Consider the following 26355-nt stretch of genomic DNA (forward strand, 5'->3'; position numbering starts at 1 on the left):
CCATGCTCATCCTCCCACCTCGAAGCGAGGTCCGCGCCCGTCCCATCGAGACCGAGCGGCTGATCCTCGTGCCGATCGACCCGTCCGACGGGCCAGAGCTCTGGCTCGCGGTCAACGGCTCACGCGCGACCCTCCAGCGGTGGCTTCCCTGGGTGCAGTTCCACACGGATCCGGCCGCGAGCGTGCGCTTCGCCGAGGCGTGCGCCGCCGACTGGGATCACGGCAGGGCGCTGCGCTTCGTCATCCGCGAGCGCGCGCACCGCTCGCTCGCCGGGGTGGTCGGGCTCGAGGCGTGCGTCCACCTGCACCGCTCTTGCGAGCTCGGCTACTGGCTCCGCAAGGAGGCGACCGGGCGCGGGCTCATGACCGAGGCCGCGAGGGCCGCGCTCGGGTTCGCGTTCGGCCACATGGGCGCGCACCGCGTGCGGGTTGCGGCCGCGACGGACAACCATCCTTCCCTCGCGGTCATCAGCCGGCTCGGCTTCCGCTTCGAGGGGATCGCCCGGCAGGCCGAGTGGTGCGACGGCCGCTGGCTCGACCATTCCGTCTTCGCGCTCCTGGCGACCGATCCCAGGTAGAGCCGCCCACGAGGGCGCTCGCTCGCTAGTTCCCTCCGCGCGCCCGAGGTAGCCCGTGCGCCGCCCGAAGCGCGCTAGCATCCTGACTCCGCCGTGGCCCGCCGTCGTCGCCTCATCCGCTGGCCCCGCGGCACGACGCCGCTCGTGCCGCTCGCGCCCGCGATCGTGATCGTCGTGGGGATCGCCACGGCGGTGGCGATCGCGCTGATCGGCATCGGCCAGCTCGCGAAGATGAGCGATCAGTCCGCGAGCCTGCGCGCCGAGGTGCTGGCCGCGACGCTCTCGGCGCGGCTCCGCGGGACCATCGAGGGGGAGCGGGCGGCGTTCCTGCGGGAGGCGGCGCGGCGGGCTGGGTCGGAGATCCTGCTCGTCGATCAGGGCGGCCACGTGCTGATCAACGAGAGCTTCAGCGCGCCGGCCAGGGCCGGGATCGTCCAGATGCTCACCCTGGGCAAGGGCGAGACGACGACCTCGCTCGGCCGCGTCCGGTTCGCGGCGCGCCCGCTGCACCCGCCGCTCTCTCACCTCTCGGTGCTCACCTTCGTCTCGGCGCCGAGCCCGCCGCCCGACTCGATCGCGCTCGGCAACGCCGTCGCGGCGCTCACGGTGCTGCTGCTCGGCGTGGCTGTCGCGGTCGCGCTCTCGTTCACCAAGTCGGCGCGCGACGATGTCGACTACCTGCGCGAGCGCATCACGGCGATGGCGCGCGGACAGGTCCAGAGCGCGCTGCCCACGGACGTGATCCGGGCCGAGCCCGTGCCGATCAGGTCGCTCGACCAGGTCGGCCTCCTGACAGCGGCCTTCAACCTCCTGATCACCCGCTTCGCCGCGGCGGAGCGCACCTACCGGGCGGACCTCCAGCAGGCCTCCGCGATGGACCGCGAGCGCTCGGCGTTCCTCGCGGGGCTGAGCCACGAGCTGCGCACGCCGCTCAACGCCATCCTCGGGTTCGCGCACGTCCTCGAGAGCGAGGTCGACGGCCCGCTCAGCCAGGACGCGCGCGAGGCGCTGTCGGTCATCCGGCAGAGCGGCGAGCACCTGCGCACGCTCATCGACGACATCCTCGACCTCTCGGCGCTCGAGACGGGCAAGCTCCAGCTCTCCCGCCGCGCCGTCAACCTCCGCGCCCTCGTCGATCAGGTGATGCGGGAGGCGTCCGCGGCGGCGCGCGACAAGCCCCTCCAGCTGCGCGTCACCGGGGACCACGCCCTCGTCGCGCACGCCGATCCGCGGAGGGTGCGGCAGATCCTGACCAACCTCGTCTCGAACGCCGTCAAGTTCACGGCGCGCGGCTCGGTGACGGTCAACATCACGGGGCGCGGCCGCTACGCGGCGATCGTCGTCCAGGACACCGGCCCCGGCATCCCGCCGGAGGAGACGTCGGCGGTCTTCGAGGAGTACCGGCAGACCGGCGACGTGCGCTCGCGCCGGGCCGGGACGGGGCTCGGGCTCTCGATCGCGCGGCGCCTCGTGCTGATGCACGGCGGGACGATCCAGCTGGAGAGCGAGCTCGGGCGGGGCTCGACCTTCACGATCACCCTGCCGATGTGGATCGTGCAGCAGCCCCTGTTCGCGCCGACCCCGCCCACGCCCGACGTGGCGGCGCCGCCCGGGAACGACCCCGGCGCCGGCGGCCCCCAGGGGAGGATCGCATGACCGAGGAGCGCATGAGGGACGACGCGATCCACTTCGCGAGGCGCGTGCTCGTCCGCCAGGCGCTGGTCGGCGTCGCCGCGTTCGGGGCGATCGCGGCGCTCGCGCCGAAGCTGCTCATCCTCGAGCAGCGCGTCGCCGCCAGCGTGCTCTCGGTCGGCGCCAAGATCGCGCTCGCCGCGATCTGCGCGACCACGCTGCTGACGCTGCTCCGGCTGCGCACCCACGAGAACCTGCTGCGCTCGCTCGTGATCGGCTCGCGCGACATCGATCACGAGGAGCTCGAGCGGTTCGCCGGGCTCCCGACCTCGCTGGCGCTGCGCTTCGTGCTGGCGAGCTCGACGATCTCGGGCCTCATGATGATCCCCGGGATCAGGCCAGAGAAGCTCGACGACGGCCGCGCGGTCAGCCTGCTCATCCTCGCGATCACGATCCTCAGCGCGTCCGCGATCCCGCACTACGTGCTGACGCGCGCCGCGGCGTTCAGCCTCTTCGAGATCAGCCCGGCCGAGGCGATCGGCGCCTTGCTCGAGACCGCCGAGCTTTACCAGACGCCGCGCCGGCGGGTCACCTCCAAGCTGCTCCTGGCCGTCGCCACGCCGGTGCTGCTCGTCGGCGTCGGGGCGGTGCTCATCGCGAACGCGCACCTCCAGACGTTCATCGAGCGCAGCCGGCGCTCGACCGCGGGGCTCATCGCGCGCACGGCGCTCGACCCGTCGCTCGGGGCCATCGACGCGGCCGGCCGCAACGACGTCGTGGCCTCGGCGGCGGAGTTCGGGTTCCTCGCGCGCCTGGAGCACGACTGCGTGGGCTCGGAGCCCTCCTTCGGCCGCGAGGCCGACGGGCAGATCGCCGTGATCACGCCGCTCGACTACGGCTGCGTCAACACCCGGTTCTCCGCCGACCTCGAGCCCTCTGCCGCGATCTGGGGCGCGCTCGTCGCGCTGCTCGCGGTGCTGGTCGCCGGCGCGCTCGGCAACCTGTTCGGCCGCGTCCTCGCGGCCGATCTCGTGCACGCCACGAAGCAGGTCCGCCTGCTCGGCACGGACAGCGTGCTGCGCGGCGCCACCCAGATCGCGCGCCCCGCCCGGTTCGCCGTCGTCGCCCGGCTCGGGCACGCCATCGAGGACCTCGCCGAGCGCTTCCGCGTCTTCGCCGCGGCGCAGGAGCGCGCGCTCGAGTCCCGCGAGGCGGCGCAGCGCATGCGCGGCCTCCTGTTCGCGAGCGTGAGCCACGACCTCAAGAGCCCGCTGAACGCCATCCTCGGGTTCGCCGAGCTCGTGGGCCAGGAGGATCTGACCCCCGCGCAACGCGAGAGCCTGGAGCTCATCGCGACGCGCGGCCGGGAGCTCCTTGGCCTCATCGAGTCGATCCTCGACGCCGCCCGCGTCGAGGCCGGGCAGCTCACGCTCGAGCCTCAGCCGACGTCCGTCGGCTGGCTCATCGCGGGCGCGCTCCGCAAGGCGCGCGAGCTCGCGAGCGACGCCGGCGGCGAGGTCGTCATCGAGGTCGGCGACACCCTGCCGCTGATCCCCGTCGATCAGGCCTACGCGACGCGCGCGATCGCGGTCATCGTCGCGCACGCGCTCCGGACGGGCGCGGCCGACCCGTCGGCGCGCCTCGTGCGCCTCACGGCGACGATGGCCGGCGAGTTCAACAACGAGGTCCGCATCGACATCGAGTACGGCAGCCGCGACGTGCCGCCGGACGAGCTCGAGGCCCTGTTCAGCCGGCAGACCACGGCGCGCGGGCGCGGCCTGACGCTGGGCCTCAGCCACGCGCGCTCGGTGATCGAGCTCCACGGCGGCTCTCTCGAGGTGGACGGCGCCCCCGACGGGCGGCCGCTCTGCCGCGCTCGTCTGCCGCGCATCCCGCCCCCCCGCCGCCCCCGCCTGTCCTCTGTCCCTGCGCTCGGCTGACCTCGAACAGCGCCCCGCGGCGACCCACGCCGCCGCGCGGATCGCTTCCCTTCGCTGCTTGCACGCGGTACGCCCGTGGCATGCCTGAACGGGCGCTCTCTCCTGCCGAGACAGGCGACGACGATCGCTTCGACCGCCTCTTCCGGCCTGCCTCGCTCGCCGAGTACGTCGGCCAGGCCAAGCACACGGAGAACCTCAAGGTCTTCGTCGAGGCCGCGCGCCGGCGGCGCGAGCCGCTCGACCACATGCTGTTCTGTGGCCCGCCCGGCCTGGGAAAGACCACGCTCGCCCACATCATCGCCCGCGAGATGGGCGTCGCCCTCCATGTGACGAGCGGACCCGCGATCGAGCACAAGGGCGCGCTGGCCGGCCTGCTGACGAAGCTGGAGCGCAACGACGTGCTGTTCATCGACGAGATCCACCGGCTCACGCCGGCGGTCGAGGAGAGCCTCTACCCCGCGATCGAGTCGTTCAACATCGACATCATGACCGGTGACGGCCCCTACGCGACGACGATCCAGCTCGCGCTGAAGCCCTTCACGCTCGTGGGCGCGACGACCCGCACCGGGCTGCTCACCGCGCCGCTGCTGTCGCGCTTCGGCCACGTCGTCCGCCTCGACTTCTACCCCGTCGAGGAGCTCGAGCGCATCGTGCAGCGCAGCGCCGGCCTGATCGACGTGCCGATCGACGCCGGCGGAGCGCGCGAGATCGCGGCGCGCGCGCGGGGGACGCCGCGCGTCGCCAACCGCCTCCTGCGCCGCGTCCGCGACTTCGCCGAGGTGCTGGGCGACGGCGCGATCACGATGGAGATCGCGCGGAAGACCGCGGAGCGGCTCGAGATCGACGCGGCCGGCCTCGACGAGATGGATCGCCGGCTGCTGCGCGTCATCGTCGATCACTACGACGGCGGCCCTGTGGGCATCGACACCCTGGCCGCGGCGCTCAGTGAGCCGCGCGACACGATCGAGGACGTGTACGAGCCGTTCCTGCTCCAGCAGGGCTTCGTCGGCCGCACGCCGCGCGGCAGGGTCGCGACCCGCCGCGCCTACGAGCACCTGGGCCTCGCGGCTCCTGCGACGAAGCAGGGGGATCTCTTCTCCTGATCCCAGCGCCGCGCGGGCAGCGCAATGCGGTGCGCAACGCCGCGCAACGCCGCGCCAGCGCCGCGCCGAGGCCCGGAATTCTCTCATCGCTCCAGCCTGGAGTCGCTAAGCTTGGCGTGTGCCTCGCCGTGATCCTGTGCTCGTCGTGGACGACGACGCCGTCAGCCGGCAGATGCTGCTGCACGCGCTGGCCGACGCGGGCATCGAGGCCGTCGCGGTCACCTCGGGCGCGGACGCGCTCGCCTGGCTCAAGGCGAGCGTGCCCGCGCTCGTGCTGCTCGACCTCGTGATGCCGCCCCCGGACGGCTACGTGGTCCTCAGCGCCGTGCGGGACGCCCCCCGGACGCAGGACGTCCCCGTCGTCGTGCTGACCGCGCTCGACGCGGACGAGGAGGTCGCCCGCGCCTTCGAGCTCGGCGCGGACGATTTCATCCGCAAGCCGTTCCGCCCTGCCGAGCTCATCGCGCGCATCCGCGGTCAGCTCCGGATCCGGGACTACGTCGACGCGCTCGCGCGCAAAGAGCACGACGCGAAGGTGGTCCTCGAGCTCACGCAGGCGCTCTCCTCGACGCTCGACTTCCGGAACATCCTCTTCACGGTCGTGCGGCGCATCGCCGAGGTGGCGCGCGTCGACCGCTGCAGCATCGTCCTCGTGCGCGACGCGGGCGACGTCGGTTACGTCGTCGCCGCGAGCGACGACAAGGAGCTGCGGGATCTGCCGATCGATCTCGGCAAGTACCCCGAGATCCAGCGCGTCATGCGCACGGGCGACGTGCTCGTGATCGACGACGCGAAGGCGCACCCGCTGTTCGACCTCGTGCGCGCGGAGCTCCCGGAGAACGCGTTCCGCTCGCTGGCGCTCCTGCCGATCTTGTTCGAGGACAAGCCGCTCGGCGTGCTCTTCTTGCGCGGCCGGCAGCCCGTGGCGCCCCACGCGCACGAGCTCTCGCTGGCCCGCACGGTCGCGAGCGCCACCGCGATCGCCCTGCGCAACGCGCGCATCCTGCAGTCGCTCCGCGACCAGACGCAGCAGAGCACCTTCGCGCGGTTCGAGGCGGAGCGCCGGCTGAAGGCGCTCCAGCGCTACGCCGACTTCTTCTATTCGACGGCGGACGGCATCGTCGTCGTCGATCCCGACGGTCACATCCTCTTCTCCAACCCGCGCGCGCAGGCGATCACGGGGCGCACGGCGGAGGACCTCGAGAGGGCGAACCTGGCCGATCTCGTCGACGCGCGCGAGCACCCTCTCCTCGAGGAGATCCGGGCCGGCTTCGCCAAGGGATCGTTCCCGCACATGGTGGATTTCACCGTGCGGCGGGGCGAGCACGAGCGGCTCATCCTCAGCTTCAGCTTCAGCAGCGTCCTTCGCGAGGAGAGCGGCGCCGTCCTGGTCAGCTTCCGCGACGTCACAACGGAGCGCGCCACCGAGGCGGAGCTCACCAAGACGAAGGAGTTCCTGGAGCGCGTCATCGACAGCTCGGTCGACGCGATCGTCTCGGCCAACATGGAGGGCGTCGTCCTGCTCTTCAACCGCGCCGCCGAGCGGATCTACGGGTATGACGCGAAGGAGGTCGTCGGCGCGATGAACGCCCGCGCGCTCTACCCCGACCACAACGCCGAGCACATCATGAGGCTCATCCACGCGAAGGAGCACGGTGGTCCCGGCCGGCTCGAGGGCTACCGGACCGAGGTCCTGGCCAGGGACGGGTCACGGATCCCGGTGCACCTCTCCGCGGCGCTGATCTTCGAGAACGGCGTCCCGGTCGGCTCGGTCGGCATCTTCACGGACCTGCGGGAGCGGATGCGGATGGAGGCCCGCCTCACCGAGGCGCAGGAGGAGCTCCGCGCGCGCGAGAAGCAGGCCATCATCGCCGAGCTCGCGGGCGCGGCCGCGCACGAGCTGAACCAGCCGCTCACCAGCGTGCTCGGCTACGCCGAGCTGATCTGCCGCCGGATCGACGACGCGTCCCCCATCAAGGGGGCCGCGACCACGATCCGCAGCGAAGCCGAGCGGATGGCGGAGATCGTCCGCAAGATCGGCAAGATCACCCGCTATGAGACGAAATCCTATGTCGGCGCCGCGAAGATCATCGATCTCGACCGATCGAGCGGCGACGACCCGAACAGGGTGATCGGGTGAGCGGAAAGACCGCGGAGCGCCTGGGGGAGCAGCCATTGTCCGACGCTCCCGTCACGCTCCGGAAGCCCCTCACCCGGGACATCCCGCTCGAGTGGGTGGACAGCCTGCTCATCGCGTCGAGCGAGCTGGATCCGTCGGCCTCCATCGAGCAGCGCGCCTCGACGCTGCTCGGCGCGGCCGCGAAGGTGCTCACGGCTTGCGGGCTCGGCGTCTACATCCCCGGCGCGACGGGGGCGCAGGTGGCCGTCCGGGTCTCGCCGCGCGCTCGCCGCGACGACGGCCGCGATCCGGCGCGGCTCCTCCCGGAGTTCGCCTTCGAGCGCGTCGTGGCGATCGAGCCCGGAGGTCGCTCGACGATGCACATCGCGGCCGACGACGCCGCGTACCTCGACAGCGCGCCTGTACAGGCGCTGGTCGACCGGCTCGTGCTCACCCTGGGCGCGTCGCTCCGCGAGGCGCGCGCGCACGAGTCGCTGCGCGCTCAGGTCATGCAGGCCGAGAAGCTGGCCTCGCTCGGGAAGATGGCCGCGGGCGTCGTGCACGAGCTCAACAACCCGCTCACCTCGATCCTCGCCTACTCCGAGTACCTGCGCCGCAAGGGCGAGCGCGGCGGCTTCGACCCCTCGGACATCGAGCGGCTCGCGAGGATCAACGACGCGGCGGATCGCATCCGCCGGTTCTCGCGCGACCTGATCGCCTACGCGCGGCCGTCCACGGAGAAGCCGGGCGCCGTCTCGCTCCACGACATCATCGAGCGCGCGCTCGTCTTCTGCGAGCACCTCCTCGACCAGACGGGCGTCACCGTCGAGCGGCGCTTCGACGAGATCCCTCCGGTTTGCGGCGTCATCGATCCGCTGACGCAGGTGTTCGTGAACCTGTTCACGAACGCCGCGCACGCGATGAACGAGCGCGGCGGCTGCCTCGGCATCTCCACCGCGATGTCGCCGGAGGACGGCTACATCACGGTGACGATCCGCGACGACGGGCACGGGATCGAGCCCGAGCACCTGCCGAGGATCTTCGACCCCTTCTTCACGACGAAGACCGACGGGACCGGCACCGGGCTCGGCCTGAGCATCGTAAGGAACATCGTTGCCTCACACGGCGGCAGCATCCGCGCGGAGGCGCGCGCCCCGCGCGGGACGGTCTTCTCTCTGGATCTGCCGATCGCGCTGCCGTCCTCGGCCCGCCGCTGAGCAGGGGCGAGATCCCCTCGACTCAGGGCGCGACCTTGATGCCCAGCACCAGCACGCCGCCCATGTGCTGCTGACCCGCGACGAAGAAGCTCTCGCCGGCCTTGGCGTTCACCTCGAGCAGGGGCAGAAACGAGTTGCCGCCGGGCTTCTGGATGCTCGCGCTGACGACGAAGCGCCTCGGCTCGTCCTTCTTCTTCGCGGCGACCACGTCCTTCAGCGACACCATGAGGACGCTGCCGTTCGGCAGCTTCGTCGTGGTCGGCTTCCCCTTTTGCAGGGTGACCTTCAGCCGTTCGAGGAGCTTGTAGCTGTTGTACGACGAGAACGGCGGCTTCCCGAGCTCGGGCATCTTGCCGATCTTCGGGTCGATGCCTTTCCCATCGTTCGTCGCGTGGAGGATCACGATCTCGGACGTGACCTCGGCGTCCGACGGCGCCGCTTGCGGGGGGGCCGGCGCCTGCTCTTGCGCGACGGCAGGGGAAGGGCTCACGCCGAGCGCCAGGACCATGGTCGCGGTGATCGCACTCGCAAGAAATCTCATCACTGTCCTCCCGGACCGTCATCGGAGAGCCAGACCACCGTGGTCGTCGGGCCTGAAGCCACGGCCTCCTGCGGGACGTAAAAGATGGTGCCCATGCGTGCCCCGAAGTCGACCGCGGCGATCTCGACGCCGGGCTCGACCTCCCCCTCGGAGCTCGGCGCGGCGTCCGGCTCCTTCGCCGGCGCCGCGAGCGACGCGGAGGGCGCCGCGGGCGGCGGGGCGAGCAACGCGGAGGGCGCCTGCGCCGTCAGCTCCGCGGTGGGCGTCTCCACGCCCATCTTGCCCCAGACCATCAAGGCGGCGGCCGCCGCCACGGCGAGCGCCGTCAGCGCGAAGATCCCGCGCGCGTTGTCGTTCGCCGGTGATCCCTGGAGCCGCGCCCGAGCGCGGGGCGGCTCGCCCGACGGCGGCGCCGCGAGCGGCCGCGCGGCGCCGACCCCGTCGACCCGCGCGGCGCCCGCCTGCCCTTCGAGGATCTTCGCCATCACCCCATCGGCGATGCCGTCGGCCGCGCTGGAGGCCAGCGCGCTGTCCCGGACCATGTCGGCCGCGGTGACGAGCGCTGCGACCTTCGCCCGGCAGCGCGGGTCGTGGAGCACGTACTCCTCCACCTGCCGGTGACGAGCTTCATCGAGCTCACCGTCGGCATAGAGCATCAGCTCCAGATCCGTCGGCGGGGCGCTCGCTTCCCCGTGATTCGCCTTGCTGCTGTTGGCGGTGCTCACGCGATCTCCTCCGGGTCCTCTGCTGGGGCCTTGCCCTCTTCCTCCGCGTAACAGTCGGCGAGGGCGCGCTGAAGCTTCTGACGGGCGTGGAACAGGCGGCTCATGATCGTCCCCTTCGAGACCCCCATGGCCTGAGCCATCTCCTCGTACGACATGCCCTCCACCTCCCGCATCAGGATCACGCCTCGGTGGTAGGGCGGCAGCGCGTCGAGCGCGGCCTGGATGCGCCCGGCGATCTCCCGCCGCCGGACGACGTTGAGGGGGTCCGCGCCGTCGATCCGAGCGACGAGCGGGAAGTCGGACTGCTCGTCCGCCGCCTGGTTCTCCTGGAGCTCGAGGTCGCGGCGTCCCGGCTTCCGCATGAGGTCGATCGCCAGGTTCGTGACGATCCTGTAGAGCCAGGTGAAGAACGAGGAGCCCCCCTGAAAGGAGCCGAGGCCCTTGTAGACCCGGAGGAAGGCGTCCTGCACGAGCTCGCGCGCGTCGTTCTCGTCGCGGACGAGCCCCATCGCGATCGCGAACGCCCTGCGCTGGTGCCGTTCGACGAGCGAGCGGAAAGCCGCCTGGTCCCCCTTCTGCGCTCGCTCGATGAGCTCACGATCTTCCTCCGCTTCCCGCCGTCGCGCCTCGCGATTGGACGCACGGGCGGAAGCGCTATTCAGGCGCGGGTGGATCTGCTTCGTTTCGGGGTGGTCGCCCTCCGCGGACAGGTCGTCGCCTTCCGCGTCGCCCTCGCCGGGATCACCGGGAGGTGCGACCGGCTCGAGCTCGTCCGGGTGAGAAGGTGCAATGGCCACGGGGTCAGCTTACCTGAGGAGGCTGGGGGACGAGGGAGGTCGCGGAGCAGGCGGCCACGCACGGCGCGCAGCGGCCGGCGGACGTGCCGGGCGGCAGACGGCGGCCGTTCAGCTCACGGCTCATCGGACTCATCGCTGAGCTCGGGCAGCTCGCCCAGCGTGAGGCGGACATCGAAGACCCGCTCCAGCCGCGCGACGCGGAGCGTAACGACCTTGTTCACCCCGGCGATGCTCGCCATCCACCGGAGCTCGTTCGGGTCGGAAATCGTCTTTCCTTCGAAGCCGAGGATCACATCGTCCGGCGCGATGCCAGCCCGGTCCGCGGGTCCCCCCGCCACCACGGTCTTCACCCACGCCCCCTTTCGATCGGGGCGCTTGAGCCGCCCCGCCTCGATCGAGTTCAGGACGTCGACGATCACCCCGACCTGGCTGCGCCGGATCTTGCCGTCGCGCAGCAGCATCGGGAGCAGCTGCCGCACCATGTTGATCGGGATCGCAAACCCGATGTTGTTCGCGTTGGCGCGCACGGCCGCGTTGATGCCGACCACCTCGCCCTTGAGGTTCAGGAGCGGGCCGCCGGAGTTGCCGGGGTTGATGCTCGCGTCCGTCTGGAGGAAGTTGAAGTAGCCGCTCGGGTCGAGCCCCTTCACGTCGTCCCGGGTGCGGCCCTTGGCGGAGAGGATGCCCGCCGAGACCGTGTGGGAGAGGCCGAAGGGGTTGCCGATCGCGACCACCCAGTCGCCGACCTCGATGGTGTCCGAGTCGCCCAGGGGGAGCGACGGGAGCCCCTTCTCGTCGACCTTCAGCACGGCGACGTCCGTGTGCTTGTCGCGGCCGATGACGGTCGCCTTGATGTCGCGGCCGTCGACGAAGCTCACGAGGATGTCGGTCGCGCCCTCGATCACGTGGTTGTTCGTCAGCAGGAAGCCCTCTGGATCATAGACGAAGGCCGTCCCGAGCCCCTCGGCGACCGTGCGGCGGCGGCCGCCCGGTTGCTGCTGCCGCTCGACGCGCGCCTTGACCGTCGCGACCGCTGGATCGGCCCTGCGCGCGAGCGGCGCGAAGGAGCCGGGCATGCCCTCGGAGCGGACGATCGGAGGAGGAGGCGGCGCGGACGGAGGCGGCGCGATCGCCACCGGCACGGCGCCCGAGGGGACGGTGGAGCTGCTTGCGCTGGAAGAGTGGCCAGGAGAGGCCTTGCTGCACGAGGCGACCAGCGAGGCGAGGAGGACCCACAGGAGAGCCCTGGCGCCAACGGTCACGATCGTTTCGAGACCTCGAGGTAGCGCATCCGCAGATCGTAGAGCGCCTGCTCGAGCAACCTCTCCTCGTCGCCCGAGAGGTTCCCCTTCGTCTTCTCCTGGAGGAGCGACAGCAAATCGATGTCCTGATGCGCGAGGATCAGGTTCTGCTCTTCCCTGCCGTCGGGGCTCGGCGCGTCGCCGAGGTGCACGTACGCGGAGCCGATGATCGACAGCACGAAGGTCGAGAAGTCGAGCGTCGGCAGCTCCGGGGGGCTCCCCGGCGGAGGGAGCTCTTCGCGATTCTTCGCGTCGCTCACTCTGCCCCTTCGTCGTCGAGCTCGGGCTCGATCCGCGACCCATGCGCTGACGCGCCGAGCGCCGGCTGATCGACGGCGATCCCCTCGGCGTGCTCCTCCAGGTCCGGCAAGCCCGCGAGGTGCGCCTCGATGGTCCCCGCGTTGAGCGTCCCGCTCGCCAGGAGGCGCTCGCGCACCCGGCGATCGAGCTGCAGCTCCGTCAGCTTGCCCTTCTCACCTACGGTCATGATGTGATCTCCTCGGACAACCCACCAGTTCGCGGTGGGCTTATGACGACTTCTTCGAGAGCGTCACGAGCACCCCACCATCGCCGTGCTCGTGATGGTGGCTGTGATCATGGTCGTGGTCGTGGTCGTGGTCGTGACCGCAGCAGCCCTCGCCCTCGGAATCCTCGATGCGCTCCTCCAGCTCGGCCTGAGCCTGCGCGATCTCCTCCTCGCTGGCGGCGCGCACGTCCTTGACCTGAACCTGAAAGCGCACCTTCTGGCCCGCCAGAGGGTGATTCGTGTCCACCCGGAACCCCTCGGGGAGGATCTCGATGACCCGGAGCGCGATCGGCGAACCGTCCGGGCCCTGGGCGACGAACTCGTCGCCGACCTCGACAGCGCCCCCATCGGGGAAATCCGCCTTGTCCACCTCGAAGACGCCGGCGTCATCGCGCTCGCCGAACGCATCTTCCGGCTCGACGGTGATCTCGCGCTGCTCGCCGGCGCGCAGCCCTTCCAGCGCGCGCTCCAGCCCAGGCACGATCTGAGCATATCCGTGCGTGTAGACGAGCGGCTCCGCGGTCGATGCCTCATCCACCGTCTCTCCGCTTTCGTTGAAGAGGACGTAGGACAGCGTGACGACCGTATCCGTTGCGATGGGCAGCGACTCCATGGGGCGGCGGTTGGTCTGCCACGGCGGTTCCGCGGTTTCAAGCGAGGCGCGCTCGCGCGGCAGCATGCTATGAGGACGTCCGATGGCCGACTCCATGGCTCGGGCGACCGGTCGCGACCCCCTCGACGCGCCGCCCCCTGCTGCGCAGGCCACCACGGAAACGGAGCGCCTCCGTCCCGGAGAGGCGGCGCCGGGCGAGACGCGACCGGCCTCGACCGCGCCGGCGCCGCCCGGCGGCGCGGCAGCCCGGGGCCTGCGTGAGGGCGGACCGCGTCCTCGACGTGGGGGAGAGAGCCTGGAGCAGGAGCTCTCCCGGGTAGGCACGAAGCGCTGGCTCGCTCGCCTCGGCGTCCTCGCGACGATCGCAGCGCTCGTCGCGGGGATCGTCGTCTGGCGGATCCGGACGAGGCCCCCGCCGCCGCCGCGCTACGTCACGGGCGACATCACCACGGGCGACGTGCTCGAAGTGGTCCAGTCGACGGGGCAGGTCAAGCCGCTCACCGAGGTGCAGATCGGCGCCCAGGTCTCGGGGCGAATCACCAAGGTCTACGTGGACTTCAACAGCATCGTGAAGGCCGGCGACGTGCTGGCCGAGATCGATCCGACGCTCTTCGGGGCGCAGATCGACTCGAACCAGGCGCAGATCGCGGCGGCGAGCGCGAGCGTCGTGCGCTCGGAGGCGTCGCTGGGGACCGCCAAGCAGCGGCTCGAGCGCGCGAGGAAGATGGTCGCGGAGGGGGTGGGCTCGCAGGCCGATCTGGACACGGCCCAGGGCGCCTACGACGTCGCGCTCGCCGACCTCGCGGCCTCGAAGGCGCAGGTGGCGCAGCTCAGGGCGGTGCTCCGCTCCTCCACGACGAACCTCCAGTACACGCGCATCTTCTCGCCCATCGACGGGGTCGTCATCAGCCGCGCGATCGACCCCGGGCAGACCGTGGCCGCGAGCTTCCAGGCGCCGACCCTCTTCGTGATCGCCCAGGATCTCCGCAAGATGCGCGTGCTCGCCGACATCGACGAGGCGGACGTCGGGCGGCTCCGCGAGGGCATGACGGCGGACGTGAGCGTCGATGCGTTCCCGGGCGAGACGTTCCGAGGGACGGTGAGCCAGGTGCGCTACAGCCCGTTGAGCCAGTCCGGCGTCGTCACGTACGCGGCGGTCGTCGAGGTCGACAACCCCGACGTCAAGCTCCGGCCGGGGATGACGGCGACGGTGAGCGTCCGGTCCGCCGAGGCCAAGGGGGTGCGGCGGCTGCCGAACGCGGCGCTCCGGTTCAAGCCCGCCCCGGCGCGGGACAAGGACGGCAAGGAGATCAAGGCGCCGCCGCTCGAGCCGCTCCCGCCGAAGAAGGGCCGGATCTACGTGCTGACCGACGCAACCCCCGGGGCGGAGAAGATCGAGCCGCGCGTCGTCGACGTCGGGATCACCGACGGCATCTTCACGGCGCTCGGATCCGATCTCGGGCCGCTCAAGGTCGTCACCGACGAGAACGACGATCCATCAGCGAGCGGCAGGGGGCGCGGCCCTCGGCTGTTCTGAGGCGTGATGCTGCCCCAGAGCCAAGACGTCGCCGCGGCGCCCCGAGACGAGCCGCTCATCGAGCTCTCGAGCGTCGGCAAGGACTACACGACCGAGGCCGTCATCGTGAGGGCGCTCCGGCACGTGGATCTGACCATCCAGCACGGCGATTTCGTCGCGATCGTCGGGCAGAGCGGCTCGGGCAAGAGCACCCTGATGAACATCATCGGGTGCCTGGACCGGCCGACGCATGGCACGTACCGGCTCGACGGCCTCGACGTCACCCGGCGCAGCAACGACGCGCGCGCGATCGTCAGGAACCGCCTTATCGGGTTCGTCTTCCAGGGCTTCAACCTGCTGCCGCGCACCACGGCGCTCGAGAACGTCGAGCTGCCGCTGGTCTACCGGGGCGTCGGCGCGGCGGAGCGGCGCGAGCGGGCGCTCGACGCGCTCGGCGCGGTGGGGCTGGCCGAGCGCCTGCACCACACGCCGAACCAGCTCTCGGGCGGGCAGCAGCAGCGCGTCGCCATCGCGCGGGCGCTCGTCACCTCGCCGCCGCTGCTCCTCGCCGACGAGCCCACGGGCAACCTCGACACGCGCACGAGCTACGAGGTGCTCGGGCTGCTGCAGCGGCTCAACCGGGGCGGGATCACGATCGTCCTCGTGACGCACGAGCCGGACATCGCCGCGTGCGCGAGCCGCGTGATCACGATGCGCGACGGCGAGATCCGCAGCGATCTCAGGAACGATCGCCCCGTCGACGCGGCCGCGGCGCTGGCCGCGCTGCCGCTCTCCGCGGCGGAGAGCGACGAGCTCTCGCCATGAGCGGCTACCTCGCCGCCGTCCGGATCGCGCTGCGCGCCATCGTCCGCTCGAAGCTCCGCGCCGCCCTGACGGTGCTCGGCATCCTGATCGGGGTCTCGGCCGTGGTGATCGTCGTGGCGCTCGGGACGGGCGTGCGCAACCGCGTCCTGGGCGAGATCTCGGGCATGGGGGCGAGCTCGATCTACATCTTCCCGCAGTCGACGCAGGCGTCGGGGCTGAAGCGCCGCGAGAACGCGAGGATGTCGGAGGCCGACGGGATCGCCATCCTGAAGGAGTCGACGAGCGTGGCCGCGCTGAGCCCGTTCAGCTCGACGTCGACGCAGGTCGTGGCTGGAGAGGCCAACGTCGCGACCCAGGTCATGGGCGTGACCCGGAGCTACCTCTCGATCCTCTCGTACAGCGTCGGGATGGGCGAGGGCTGGACCGAGGCTGACGAGCAGCTCAAGGCGAAGGTCTGCCTGATCGGCGAGACCGTCCGGGAGAACCTGTTCGGCTCGGGCGAGTCCGTTGGCCGGTACATCCGGATCGGCAAGCACCCGTTCCGGGTGATCGGGGTGCTCGCGAAGAAGGGGCAATCGCCCTTCGGCGAGGACCAGGATGACCGGCTGCTCATGCCGATCGGCAGCTTCCGGTCGCGGATCGTGCCGAGCGCGCCGGGCAGGGTGCAGATGCTCGTCGCCGCCGCCACGAGCGAGCGGACCGTCGATCGCGCGGTCGAGCAGATCGACAGGATCCTCCGGCAGCGCCACGAGATCGCGCCGGACGACGAGCCGAACTTCGTGATCCGCACGCAGGCGGAGTTCCGCGCGTCCCAGGAGCGGATCCTGGACACCTTGACGATGCTCCTGTCCTCGATCGCCGCGGTGTCGCTCCTCGTCGGCGGGATCGGCGTCATGAACATCATGCTGGTCAGCGTCACCGAGCGGACGCGCGAGATCGGCATCCGCATGGCCATCGGCGCCTCCGAGGGAGACATCCTCGTCCAGTTCCTCGTCGAGGCCATCACCCTGTCGCTCATCGGGGGCGTGCTCGGGCTCGGCGCGGGGCTCGGCGTCATCAAGGCCCTCGCCGCGACGCTCGGCTGGAACATGACGTTGCCGGCCAGCGCGGTCGTCGTCGCGGTGGGGACGAGCGCGACGATCGGGATCGTCTTCGGGTTCTTCCCGGCCCGCCGCGCGGCCCGTCAGGATCCCATCGCCGCCCTGAGGCACGAATGAGCGCCACGCTCACCCGGGTGTTCTCGGCGGTCGTGATCGCGCTGCGCGCCGTCCGCCGGAACAAGCTCCGCGCCGGGCTCACGATCCTGGGGATCACGATCGGCGTCGCGGCCGTCGTCACCGTCACGGCGCTGGCGAGCGGCGCGCGCGCCAACGTCAACGCGCAGATCTCGAACCTCGGCTCCAACTCGCTCATCGTCTTCGCCCGCTCCGCCCGCGCCTCGGGCGTCCGCAGCACCGCGGGCGCCAAGCTCTCGGAGCTCGACGGCCAGGCGCTCGCGCGCGAGTCGACGAGCATCCGGCTCGTGGCGCCGTTCCTCAGGTCGAGCGCCCAGGTCATCCACGAAGGCCAGAACGCGAGCCCGACGCTCGTCGGGACGCGCCTGAACTACTTCGAGATCCGGAGCTGGAAGGTCGCGCAGGGAGAGCCGTGGAGCCCCGCCTCGGAGAACCTCTCCGAGAAGGTCGTCGTGATCGGGGCTCAGACCGCGCGCGATCTGTTCGGATCGCTCGATCCGGTCGGCCGGATGGTGCGGATCGGCCGCCAGATGTACCGCGTGCTCGGCGTGCTGGAGGAGAAGGGGGCGTCGCCCTTCGGGCAGAGCCAGGACGAGATCGTGCTGATGCCCATCACCACGATGCGGTCGCACGTCATCGCCACGCGGCCCGGCGAGGTTCACGCCATCTTGCTGAGCTCGACGTCGGCCGAGACGTCGGAGCGCGCCAGGCAGCAGGCCGAGGCGATCCTCCGCCAGCGGCACCGCATCGGCGAGAACGACGAGGACGACTTCGCCGTCCGGAGCCAGGCGGAGTTCCAGGCCATGCAGGACGCGATCTTCGCGGCGCTCTCGGCGTTGCTCGTCAGCATCGCGGCGGTGTCGCTCGTCGTGGGCGGCATCGGCGTCATGAACATCATGCTGGTCAGCGTCACCGAGCGCACCCGGGAGATCGGCATCCGGATGGCCATCGGCGCCCGGGAGATCGACATCCTGCTGCAGTTCCTGCTCGAGGCGCTCGTGCTCGCCACGCTGGGCGGCGTCGTCGGCAGCGCGCTCGGGTACGGCGTCATCCTCGGGTTCTCGCGCGCGTTCGGCTGGCCGATGAGGCTCGAGCCGGGTGCGCTCGCGGTCGCGCTCGGGGTGAGCACGGCGATCGGGATCGTCTTCGGGTTCTTCCCGGCGCGGCGGGCCGCGCGCATGGATCCCGTGAACGCGCTGGGGCGCGAGTAGCGCGGAGCGCGCCGGACCGCGGGCGGTGGCTGGAGGAGGAGGGAGGAGGCGCCGCCGCACGGGCGGCGCGCGCCTCCCCGGGATCAGCTCTTCTTCATCAGGTCGGCGAACGTGCCGAACTTGGCCTCGCGCGCAACCCCCGCGCGGTACTGCTGGTACGCCTGCTTCTCGGCGTCCTCCTTGAGGGCGCGGATCGACAGCTTGGCCTCGCCCCGACGCGGATCCACCTCGATGACCTTCGCGTCGAGCTGGGTCCCGATGGGGAACTCCTTCCGGAGGTCGGTGCCACGCTGGGTACCGGTGTGGCCGGCCGGGATGAAGCCGCGAGCCGCTCGCCCCGTGGTGCCGAGCACCCGGACGACGAGCCCCCCTTCGGTCACCTGCGTGACGGACACCTTCACCGCCTTGCCCTGCTGAACGCGCTGGCGCGGCTCGCTCTCCTCGCCCTCGGGCGGAGCGGGGTGGAGCCCGATGCGCCGGCCCGCGGCGTCGCAGGTCGCGACGACAACGTCGACGTCGTCACCGACCTTCACGACCTCGTCCGGGTGCTGGATCGGCTTCATCGAGAGGTCGGCCGTGTGGATGAGCCCATCGATGCCCGGCTCGAGCTCGATGAACGCGCCGAACGGCTGCAGGCGAGCGACCTTGCCCTTGTGGCGCGTGCCGACCGCGTACTTCTCCTTCACCGCGTCCCACGGGTCGACCGTGGCGGCCTTGCGGCTCAGCCAGAGCTTGCCCTTGTCGTCGACGCGGAGGACCTTCACGTCGATCTCCGCGCCCGGCTTGAACAGGTCGGCCAGCTTGGCGCCGCGGTCGTGGCTCGCCTCGCTCATGTGGACCAGCCCCTCGACGCCGCCGGCGTCGGGGAGCGCGACGAACACGCCCCACGCGACGACCTTGCGCACGATGCCCTTGTGCAGCGAGCCGGGCTCGATCGACGTGAGCGCCTCGGTGCGCGCCTTCCGGCTCTCCTCCTCGAGCATCTTGCGGCGGGACACGACGATGTCGCGCCCCTTCTTCGCGAACTGGGTCACGCCGAAGTCGAGCCGCTGGCCCACGAGGTAGTTGAGGTCGGCGCCGTGGCGCAGATCGACGTGCGACGCCGGCGCGAAGGCGCGGAGGCCGCCGAGGTCGACCTCGAGCCCGCCCTTCACCGCCCCGGTCACGAACCCCTCGATCGACTCGCCGCTCTGGAGCGCAGCCTCGGCGCGCGCGCGCGCCTGATCGAGCTGCACCGGCGCCCTCGACAGGAGGAGCATGCCTCCGCGCACGCCGGTGCTCGCCACCGTCGCGATGAACTGATCCCCCTCGACGGGCGGCTCCTCCTCGAGGATCTCGCGACGGTCGAACAGCCCCGTCGCCTTCCCGGCGATGTCGATCCAGATGGCATGGTCGGTGATCTTGCTGACCTTGCCGAACACTTCCTCGCCGATGCTGAAGGCCGGGCGCTCGCGCGGCGGCGGCGCGCCCTGCCCCTTGCGCCGCTTGCGCTTCTCGCCACCAGGCTGCGGCTGCCCGCCTGCCTCGTCGGCCGCCTGCTCCTCCTCGCCCTCGTCTTCTTCTGCCGCGTCGGCCGCCTCCGCGCCGCTGGCCTCGGCCGCCTCAGCTGCCTCGCCCTCGGGCTGGCCGGCCTCCTCCGCGCCCTTGCGGCGACGGCGGCGACGGCGCTTCTTTCCAGCGCCACCCTCGGTCTGCGCGGCCGCACCGGCCTCTCCGGCCGGCGCGGGCTTCACGGCCGGCGCGGGCTTCGCGGCCGGCGCCGGCTTCGCGGCCGCCGGAGCGGTCCGCTTGCCAGGCGAAAACCCCGGCTTGCGGTTGCCGATATCATCCCGCGGCAGGCCTGGAACGCGGTTGCCGATGTTGTCGCCCGGCTGCTCTTCCCACTCGTCGTCGGCAGCGCTCGCCGGGGCGGCGGTCGCCGCCGCGGCCGGTGTCGCCTCGGACTGGGCCGAGCTCGCCTGCGACGACGCTTCTGCGCCGGGCTCGTGGCTCGCTTCGGTTGGGGGGGTGGACCCCCCTTCATGGGCTTGGGCTGCTTGCTCGGGCGCAGCGTTCGACGACTCGAGCGGGCCGCCCTGGTCGGCCGGAGCTCCCGGCGCGTCCGCCGGCGTGGTGGTATTTTCGTGGGTATTCATCCGCGCCTCGCGCGACAACGCATGCCGATGGGGGCGAAACGTGCTCGCGTTCTCTCCAGCGGCCCCCTCGGTTGAATGGGGGGAAGGGGCCGGAACCATATCGTATCCGGGACGTTTACGCGAGAGCCTACCGCATGATGGGCAGGTGCTTGTTGGTCCCCCCGCTCCGATCGATGCGGAGGCCGCCCCCGCTCGCGAGGTTGTGGGCGCTGACCTGGCCGGCCAGCCGCTCCGCCACATCCACGAAAGCGCGCGCGATCGGGCTGCTCGGGGCAGCCTGTACGACCGGCGTGCCGGCGTCGCCCCACTCCCGGATGGCCGGATCCATCGGGATCTGGCCGAGCAGCGGCGCCTCGGCGAACTCGGCGATCTTCTGCCCGCCGCCGGCCCCGAAGAGCTCGTGCCGCTTGCTGCACCCGTCGCACACGAAGTAGCTCTCGTTCTCGACCACGCCGAGCAGGGCGATCCCGACTTTCTGGGCCATCGAGACCGATTTATACACGTCCTGGAGGGCCACCTCCTGCGGCGTGGTCACGACGATCGCGCCCGTGGTCCTCATCTTCTGGGAAATCGTCAGCGCGATGTCGCCGGTACCGGGCGGAAGATCCAGCACGAGGTAGTCGAGCTCACCCCATTCCACGTCGCGCATGAACTGGATCAGGGCGTTCTGGAGCATCGGCCCGCGCCAGACGACCGCCGATCTCGGATCTTCCAGCAAGAAGCCGATCGACATGAGCTTCACGCCGAAGCGCTCGAGCGGCAGGAACTTCTGTCCATCGGCCGACGTCGGGCGGCCCATCACGCCGAGCATGGTCGGGACGCTCGGCCCGTACATGTCCGCGTCGAGGAGGCCGACCTTGGCCCCCTCGCGGCTGAGCGCCAGGGTGAGGTTCGCGGCGACCGTGCTCTTGCCGACGCCGCCCTTGCCGCTCATCACGAGGATGATGTTCCGCACGCCCGGGGACGGGTCGTCCTGAAGGATGGTGCGCGTGGGGATGCCGACGTCCCACGCGATCCGGACGCCCTTCGCGCCGGCGCCCTTCAGAGCCGCCTCGATGTCCGCCGCGAGCCGCTGCTTGAAGTAGCTGGTCAGCTCGACGGTGAGCGAGACGGCCTCGCCCTCGACCGAGAGCTCCCGGACGCGACCGAGGTCGGTGATGGGGCGCTGGAGGTCCGGCGCGATGACCTTTGCCAGCGCGGCGAGCGCGGCGTCCTTCGTGATGGGCATGGGGCGAAGGAGTTAGGACTGCTCGGGATTCCCGTCAACCGGCGAGCGCGGCGTCGCCGCGGGCGCTGGCTCTGGCCTGGCCGGGCGCGGCGCGACACAGGCCGTTCGTGCGCCCGGCCGGCGCCGTCACCAGCAGGTGGAGACGCTTGAATCGGGGTCGCCGCGATCGAGCTGGCGCGACGGCAGGTAGCACCGCGAGTCCACGCAGTCCCCGCTCGAGCTCTGCTCGACGCACACACACGCGCCGACGAGCCCGCTGGGCGACTTCGGGCAGACCTCAGCCGCGTTCTCCGCGGTGCACCGGATGGGGAGCGCCGCGTCCAGGCACGCCCGCTCGCCGCGCAGCGTGGTGGTGCACTCCATCGTGGAGTCCGCGTCGCCGCAGTCCATGTCGTTGCGGCACGGCTCGCAGAAGTTGCCCTTGCCGGTGCAGGCGCCGAACCGCGGGATGCACGCGCCCTCGCCCTCGTCGCACCGGTAGTCCAGGTCGCAGTCGGAGTCCTCGCTGCAGGACCTGGCGCACCGGCGCTCGCCGTCGATCGCGACGCAGCGCTGCTCCGCGGCGAACGAGCAGTCGAAATCGGTGCTGCACGGCGCGCACTGGGTGCGCTTGACGCAGGTGCTGCGCAGCAGGCACACCGGGCCCTCGACATAGGTGTTGCCGTCCCCGAACGTGGACGGGTCGATGCACTCCTCGTCGGTCTCACCGCAGAAGCCGTCATCCCCCTTGTCCGTGCCGCAGATCGCGTGAGGATCGCGGGACACGGCGCACTCGAAGCCGCCGGGGCAGTCCGCATCGCCCATGCAGTGCGGCATCGTGCAGTAGGCCTCGGCGTCGCCCTGCCCCTTGCCAAGGCACTCCAGGCCGAGCGAGGTGCACTGGTCGGGAGAGCAGGCCGGGACGACGCAGGCGCTGCCGTCGCTGCACTTGCCGGCGGAGCAGGCGGGATCGTCGCCGCACCGCTCCGTGTCGCGCTTGCACTCGCCTGGGTTCCCGTTGCATTGGATCGGGTTGCACGGCGTCTCGTCGGGGCAGCGACCGAACTGGCCGCACTCGGTGCCGAATGGACAGGGCGCACCGAAGCCCACCATCTTCTCCTTCTGCGTGCAGACCAGGATCTCGGCCTTCGTGTCGTCCTCCTCGGCCGGCGCGCAGTCCTGGATGCCTGGAATACATTCGCGGTGGCTGCTGCACCTGAGCACGCAGCGGTTGCCGACGCAGGTGTTGCCCTCCAGGCAGAGCTCTGGCTCGCATTTGCCCTCGCAGTTGCCGTCGACGATGACCCCCCCGAAGCATCTGTCCTGTGGCGTGCCCGACGAGCATGCGCCGCTCGCGATGGCCGCCCCGCTCGCCAGGCAGCACAGCATCAGGAAGGCGTGGATACTACGGAGACGGGGCCGACGGGCGCTGTGAGAAGCGACAACCTGCTGCATAGGACCTCAGCGCGGGAAACACCCGCGGATCGGGGCAGGCACGGCGGGCCTGGCCGGAGATTGCGGAAACGCGCTCCCGAGCGAAGCGGCGACGCCAAGGTTGCCCTTGACGCCCCCCGTGCCGCCCAGAAGAATGAGCACTCCTACACCATACTTCAGGCGGTGGCATCATGCGAATCGACGCGGTTCTCGGTGGGATGGGCCTTTTCGTCGTGGCGGCTCTAGGGCTCGTCGGCTGCGCAGAAGAGGATCCCATTCCTGCTCCTCCTTTTCCCGAGGGGACGGGTCAAGCTGCGAACGCTCGATATCCGGCTGGGCCGTATGGGGTGAGCCTCCACCGGGTGATCGCGAACTATCAGTTCGTCGGGTACGCCAACGCCGCCGAACACAACGACACGATGCAGCCGATTCAGCTCGCCGATTTCTACAACCCGACCGGGACGGAGGTCTTTCCGGAAGGCTCGCTTTACGGCGCGGGAGAGCCGAAGCCGAAGGTGCTGCTGATCGACGTCTCGTCCGTATGGTGCGGCCCCTGCAAAATCGAGGCAGAGTCCGTCCTGCCCGAGCTCTACAAGAAGTATCAACCTCAGGGCGGCGAGTTCCTTGTTCAGCTCGCAGACGGAAGGACCCCGGGCGAGGCGGCGGTCCCGAACGACCTGTACCGCTGGACGACCCGATACGACGTGCAGTACCCGTCGGCGATCGACCCTTCGTACAAGCTCGGCGCGCTCTTCCAGGCCGACGCGTTCCCGGCGAACATGATCGTCAGGACGCAGGACATGACGATCATGGAGATCGTCGCTGGCGTGCCCGAGGAAGACAGCAATTTCTGGCGAACCTTTGAGAAGATCATGAACGGCGAGCTCTGAACGAGCTTCGCCGTGGGCGCGTCGTCGAACCACCGGTCGGCGCGCGTGTAGGGAGAATCTGCCAGGGCGCCGCAGAGGGCGCCCGCGACGTTGAGCCCTTATGCCGGTCGGGCGCTCAGGCCGACCCCTTCGCGACGGAAACCCAATGAACAGAAAAACCCGCTGCGCGCTCTCGCTGGCGTTCATTGTCCTCGGCCTCGCCGCCGCCTCGTGCGGAGCGGCCTCAGGCGGCTCATCGGCGAGCCCGGCCCCGGATTTCTCGCTCCCCGCCCTCGACGGCAAGACGGTCAGGCTCTCGGACTATGCCGGCAAGAGCGTGGTGCTGATCGACTTCTGGTCGACCACCTGCGATCCGTGCCTGGCGGAGATGCCCCACCTCGTCGAGCTCTACAAGAAGCACAGGGACAAGGGGTTCGTCGTGCTCGCCGTGTCGCTCGACGGACCGGAGTCGCGGGCGCAGGTGAGCAGCACGGTCCACGACAGGGAGATGATCTTCCCTGTGCTCCTCGACGAGGAGACGACCGTGGCCGCCAGGTACAATCCGAAGCGCGAGCTTCCGTTCTCCGTGCTCATCGGCCGAGACGGCTCGATTCTCCACAAGCGCGGCGGGTACCAGCCCGGCGACGAGGCGGCACTCACCGAGCAGGTCGAGAAGGCGCTTGGCCTGTAGCGCCGGGGCGGCCGTCCGGCGCGCCTTCTCGGCGCGATCGACGGCTCGCTCGCTCCACGGCGGCGAGGTCCATGGTAGAGATCGGGCGGTGCGCAGCCCGCTCCTCTTCGTCCGTTCCTGCCTGACAGCGACGCTCCTCCTCGCGGCCTCGCCGGCGGCGGCGGTCGATCTCCCGAACGTCGGCGGCGAACCGCTCTCGCTCGATGTCGTGAACACCGCGGCCGTCAGCTACCACTTCGACAATCGCAACGACGATCGCCGCTATCCCGCACGCTATCTCGACGACAACTACGGAGAGATCGTCGATCGGGTCGACGCTCAGCTCAACTGGTGGCGCCTCCAGCTCGGGACGCGGCTCAACGCCTCTTTCTACCTAGCCAGGCCCTCGGCGACCAGCTTCGAGCTGCAACAGAAGGTCCTCAACGACGAGGTCTCGTTCAATCTGAACGACGCCACGCGGGAGGTTCACTCCCGCTATTTGACGACCGTCTATCCAGCGAAGCTCTGGCTCACCTACACGCAGCCGGGCATCGAGGCAACAGCAGGCGACTTTTACGCCCAACTCGGACGCGGCCTCGTTTTCAGCGTGCGGAAGATGGACGAGCTCGCCATCGACACGACCGTGAGGGGCGGCAGGCTCGTGCTCGACAAGGATTTCCAGCTATTCAGGCTCGAAGCCACCGCCTTCGCCGGGCAGATGAACCCGCTGCGCGTCGATGACGCGAGCGGCAGGCGGCTCCATGGCGACGGGTCGCCGCTCTTCTTCGGCTTCCCTGGCGCCGACGACCTTGTCACGCGCGAGACGACGGTGGATGCGCAGGGAAACCCTCGCACCCGCGATGTCACCGAAGGGGCACGGCCGAACTACCTGGAGGACACCGTGCTCGGCGGACGCTTGGAGGCAAGCCTGAAGGGCGTGGAGCTCGCGGCGAACGGCGCGCTGCTGCTGCGCAAGACATACACCGAAGAGTTCAACCGATGCCTGGACGAGGGCGGCGCAGATCTTCAGGTCGCGCTGCGCCTGTGCGGCGGAAAATTCCCGGAGTTCAATGTCGTCAGCGCCTCCCCTGCGCGGCAGCACAACACGATCCGCACGTTCAGCGGCTCGGTGAGCATTCCGTCCATCGCGGAGCGCGGGGACGTCTACGTCGAGGTTGCCGGTCAGCAGCTCCGTGGCGGTCATCTCGACCGTGATGACGTGCCGGCAAAGGACGTGTCCGGCTATGCGGTCTATCTGGCGGCGAACGGGCGCGGCGGTCCGCTCGCCGTCGCCGTCGAAGGGAAGCACTACCGGCGATTCTTCCCGCTCTCGGCCAACATCGACGTCTCTTCGCTGTCGAACCCGGGGTTCAATGCGCCGGAGTTCGACGGTGTGGCGTACAACCAGCCTCCGACGGCGGAGCCCATCTACGTCGAGCCGATCGGAGCGCCCAACGTCTGCGTGACCGGCGGGCGCGGGCGCGTCGACTATCGCTTCACCCGGAGCGCGGCCATTTATGCCTGGCTCGGTCGCTACGTGAGCTTCTCCGAGCGCCAGGCGAACGATGATTGCAAGACGGACGACGCGAACAGGACCGACACCTGGGACACCGCGGCAGGCACCGAGATCGATTTCGACGGCAGCCGATCGCACGTGCGCGCCTGGGCTGGAGTCCGGCAATCCGATGAAGCCGACACTGGCCACGTCTTCTATAGCGAGGGCTACGTCCGCTACGACGTCGTGAAGCACCTTGCCGGCGCGTTCTCGATCCAGGCGCAAGGCAACAGCCGTCGCCGTTACAGGCCAGAGAACTTCGAATCTTCCTGGGTCGAAGGGGACAACTACCTCGCGCTCCAGTGGTCGCCCCACCTCGCGGCGATGTTCGGCTACGAGTACACCTCACAGCCTGGGTGTGAGCCTGGCAAGGACACCGAGCTCTGCCATTTCTTCAACGGGGGGCTGCAGTGGAAGGCCGGGTCGAGGAGGACGACGCTCGACCGGATCGTCGATACCGCACAGCTCTTCGTGGGCCAGCGACGCGGGGGCCTGCGATGCGTTTCGGGCGTGTGCCGGTTCTTCCCACCGTTCGAGGGCGCACGGCTCGAGCTCGTCTCCAGGTTCTGAGCGACCGGATTACCTCGGGCGCAGCCTCGGCAACGC

The 26355-nt window shown here is 70.5% G+C and carries 23 protein-coding genes; 13 read left to right on the forward strand and 10 right to left on the reverse strand.

The features are described from left to right. Positions 1-2 precede the first annotated feature (2 nt). From WME95_RS39325 to WME95_RS39350, 6 genes are all read left to right on the forward strand, one after another. Complete coding sequence (locus WME95_RS39325; protein ID WP_437545075.1) at positions 3-578, forward strand: GNAT family N-acetyltransferase; 576 nt, start codon at positions 3-5, stop codon at positions 576-578. Between the two features lie 93 nt (positions 579-671). Next, positions 672-2234, forward strand: a complete 1563-nt coding sequence (locus WME95_RS39330; RefSeq protein WP_437904454.1) for a sensor histidine kinase — start codon at positions 672-674, stop codon at positions 2232-2234. Then, the gene (locus WME95_RS39335; protein ID WP_437711123.1) at positions 2231-4150 is read left to right on the forward strand and encodes a sensor histidine kinase; all 1920 of its coding nucleotides are present in this window, start codon (positions 2231-2233) and stop codon (positions 4148-4150) included. The genes WME95_RS39330 and WME95_RS39335 overlap by 4 nt, the downstream gene beginning before the upstream one ends. Positions 4151-4230: 80 nt before the next feature. Next, positions 4231-5253 (forward strand): Holliday junction branch migration DNA helicase RuvB, encoded by a 1023-nt coding sequence (ruvB, locus tag WME95_RS39340; protein WP_437545078.1) that lies wholly within the window; start codon positions 4231-4233, stop codon positions 5251-5253. 118 nt (positions 5254-5371) lie between these two features. Then, positions 5372-7393 carry a PAS domain S-box protein gene (locus WME95_RS39345; RefSeq protein WP_437904455.1) on the forward strand — a complete coding sequence of 674 codons (2022 nt, stop codon included), beginning with the start codon at positions 5372-5374 and terminating at the stop codon, positions 7391-7393. Further along, positions 7390-8589, forward strand: coding sequence for a sensor histidine kinase (locus tag WME95_RS39350; protein ID WP_437545080.1), 1200 nt, complete (start codon positions 7390-7392; stop codon positions 8587-8589). Before WME95_RS39345 ends, WME95_RS39350 begins: the two co-directional genes overlap by 4 nt. Positions 8590-8611: 22 nt before the next feature. Here WME95_RS39350 and WME95_RS39355 read toward each other — a convergent pair whose 3' ends face one another. From WME95_RS39355 to WME95_RS39385, 7 genes are all read right to left on the reverse strand, one after another. Further along, positions 8612-9130 carry a hypothetical protein gene (locus WME95_RS39355; protein WP_437545081.1) on the reverse strand — a complete coding sequence of 173 codons (519 nt, stop codon included), beginning with the start codon at positions 9128-9130 and terminating at the stop codon, positions 8612-8614. Further along, the gene (locus WME95_RS39360; protein WP_437904456.1) at positions 9130-9855 is read right to left on the reverse strand and encodes an anti-sigma factor family protein; all 726 of its coding nucleotides are present in this window, start codon (positions 9853-9855) and stop codon (positions 9130-9132) included. The genes WME95_RS39355 and WME95_RS39360 overlap by 1 nt, the downstream gene beginning before the upstream one ends. Beyond that, positions 9852-10652 (reverse strand): sigma-70 family RNA polymerase sigma factor, encoded by an 801-nt coding sequence (locus tag WME95_RS39365; RefSeq protein ID WP_437904457.1) that lies wholly within the window; start codon positions 10650-10652, stop codon positions 9852-9854. The genes WME95_RS39360 and WME95_RS39365 overlap by 4 nt, the downstream gene beginning before the upstream one ends. A 113-nt stretch (positions 10653-10765) precedes the next feature. Then, positions 10766-11914, reverse strand: coding sequence for a S1C family serine protease (locus tag WME95_RS39370; RefSeq protein WP_437904458.1), 1149 nt, complete (start codon positions 11912-11914; stop codon positions 10766-10768). Then, a complete protein-coding gene (locus WME95_RS39375) occupies positions 11911-12213 on the reverse strand; it encodes a DUF1844 domain-containing protein (RefSeq protein ID WP_012239831.1) in 303 nt (100 codons plus the stop codon). Before WME95_RS39375 ends, WME95_RS39370 begins: the two co-directional genes overlap by 4 nt. Next, positions 12210-12440: a hypothetical protein gene (locus tag WME95_RS39380; protein WP_437904459.1), complete on the reverse strand. Its 231-nt coding sequence runs from the start codon at positions 12438-12440 to the stop codon at positions 12210-12212. The genes WME95_RS39375 and WME95_RS39380 overlap by 4 nt, the downstream gene beginning before the upstream one ends. 40 nt (positions 12441-12480) lie before the next feature. Then, on the reverse strand, positions 12481-13092 hold the full coding sequence (locus WME95_RS39385) for an FKBP-type peptidyl-prolyl cis-trans isomerase (protein WP_437904460.1): 612 nt from the start codon (positions 13090-13092) through the stop codon (positions 12481-12483). A gap of 82 nt (positions 13093-13174) precedes the next feature. On the opposite strand from WME95_RS39385, the gene WME95_RS39390 reads away from it, so the two are divergent. Genes WME95_RS39390 through WME95_RS39405 form a run of 4 tightly spaced genes read left to right on the forward strand, consistent with a single transcriptional unit; the run spans position 13175 to position 17879 of the window. Further along, a complete protein-coding gene (locus tag WME95_RS39390; protein WP_437545088.1) occupies positions 13175-14629 on the forward strand; it encodes an efflux RND transporter periplasmic adaptor subunit in 1455 nt (484 codons plus the stop codon). Positions 14630-14635: 6 nt separating this feature from the next. Then, positions 14636-15433, forward strand: coding sequence for an ABC transporter ATP-binding protein (locus WME95_RS39395; protein ID WP_437711146.1), 798 nt, complete (start codon positions 14636-14638; stop codon positions 15431-15433). Continuing rightward, positions 15430-16650 carry an ABC transporter permease gene (locus WME95_RS39400; RefSeq protein WP_437904461.1) on the forward strand — a complete coding sequence of 407 codons (1221 nt, stop codon included), beginning with the start codon at positions 15430-15432 and terminating at the stop codon, positions 16648-16650. Before WME95_RS39395 ends, WME95_RS39400 begins: the two co-directional genes overlap by 4 nt. Continuing rightward, positions 16647-17879, forward strand: a complete 1233-nt coding sequence (locus tag WME95_RS39405) for an ABC transporter permease (protein WP_437904462.1) — start codon at positions 16647-16649, stop codon at positions 17877-17879. The genes WME95_RS39400 and WME95_RS39405 overlap by 4 nt, the downstream gene beginning before the upstream one ends. 83 nt (positions 17880-17962) lie before the next feature. On the opposite strand, the gene WME95_RS39410 is transcribed toward WME95_RS39405, so the two are convergent. The 3 genes from WME95_RS39410 to WME95_RS39420 all read right to left on the reverse strand — a co-directional run bounded on the left by WME95_RS39410 (position 17963) and on the right by WME95_RS39420 (position 22610). Further along, entirely contained in the window at positions 17963-20014 is a 2052-nt protein-coding gene (locus WME95_RS39410; RefSeq protein WP_437904463.1) for a S1 RNA-binding domain-containing protein, read from the reverse strand. A gap of 127 nt (positions 20015-20141) precedes the next feature. Then, a complete protein-coding gene (locus WME95_RS39415; protein WP_437545093.1) occupies positions 20142-21242 on the reverse strand; it encodes a P-loop NTPase in 1101 nt (366 codons plus the stop codon). Between the two features lie 126 nt (positions 21243-21368). Beyond that, positions 21369-22610, reverse strand: a complete 1242-nt coding sequence (locus WME95_RS39420; RefSeq protein WP_437904464.1) for a hypothetical protein — start codon at positions 22608-22610, stop codon at positions 21369-21371. Between the two features lie 407 nt (positions 22611-23017). Here WME95_RS39420 and WME95_RS39425 point away from each other — a divergent pair, with 407 nt between their 5' ends. From WME95_RS39425 to WME95_RS39435, 3 genes are all read left to right on the forward strand, one after another. Beyond that, positions 23018-23545 (forward strand): TlpA disulfide reductase family protein, encoded by a 528-nt coding sequence (locus WME95_RS39425; RefSeq protein WP_437904465.1) that lies wholly within the window; start codon positions 23018-23020, stop codon positions 23543-23545. A gap of 145 nt (positions 23546-23690) precedes the next feature. Beyond that, entirely contained in the window at positions 23691-24215 is a 525-nt protein-coding gene (locus WME95_RS39430; RefSeq protein WP_437295034.1) for a TlpA disulfide reductase family protein, read from the forward strand. 88 nt (positions 24216-24303) lie between these two features. Beyond that, positions 24304-26319 carry a DUF6029 family protein gene (locus WME95_RS39435; protein WP_437904466.1) on the forward strand — a complete coding sequence of 672 codons (2016 nt, stop codon included), beginning with the start codon at positions 24304-24306 and terminating at the stop codon, positions 26317-26319. The last annotated feature ends 36 nt before the right edge of the window (positions 26320-26355 follow it).

It is taken from the genome of Sorangium sp. So ce327 (assembly GCF_051530205.1).
GTDB classification, from domain to species: Bacteria; Myxococcota_A; Polyangia; order Polyangiales; family Polyangiaceae; genus Sorangium; species Sorangium cellulosum_B.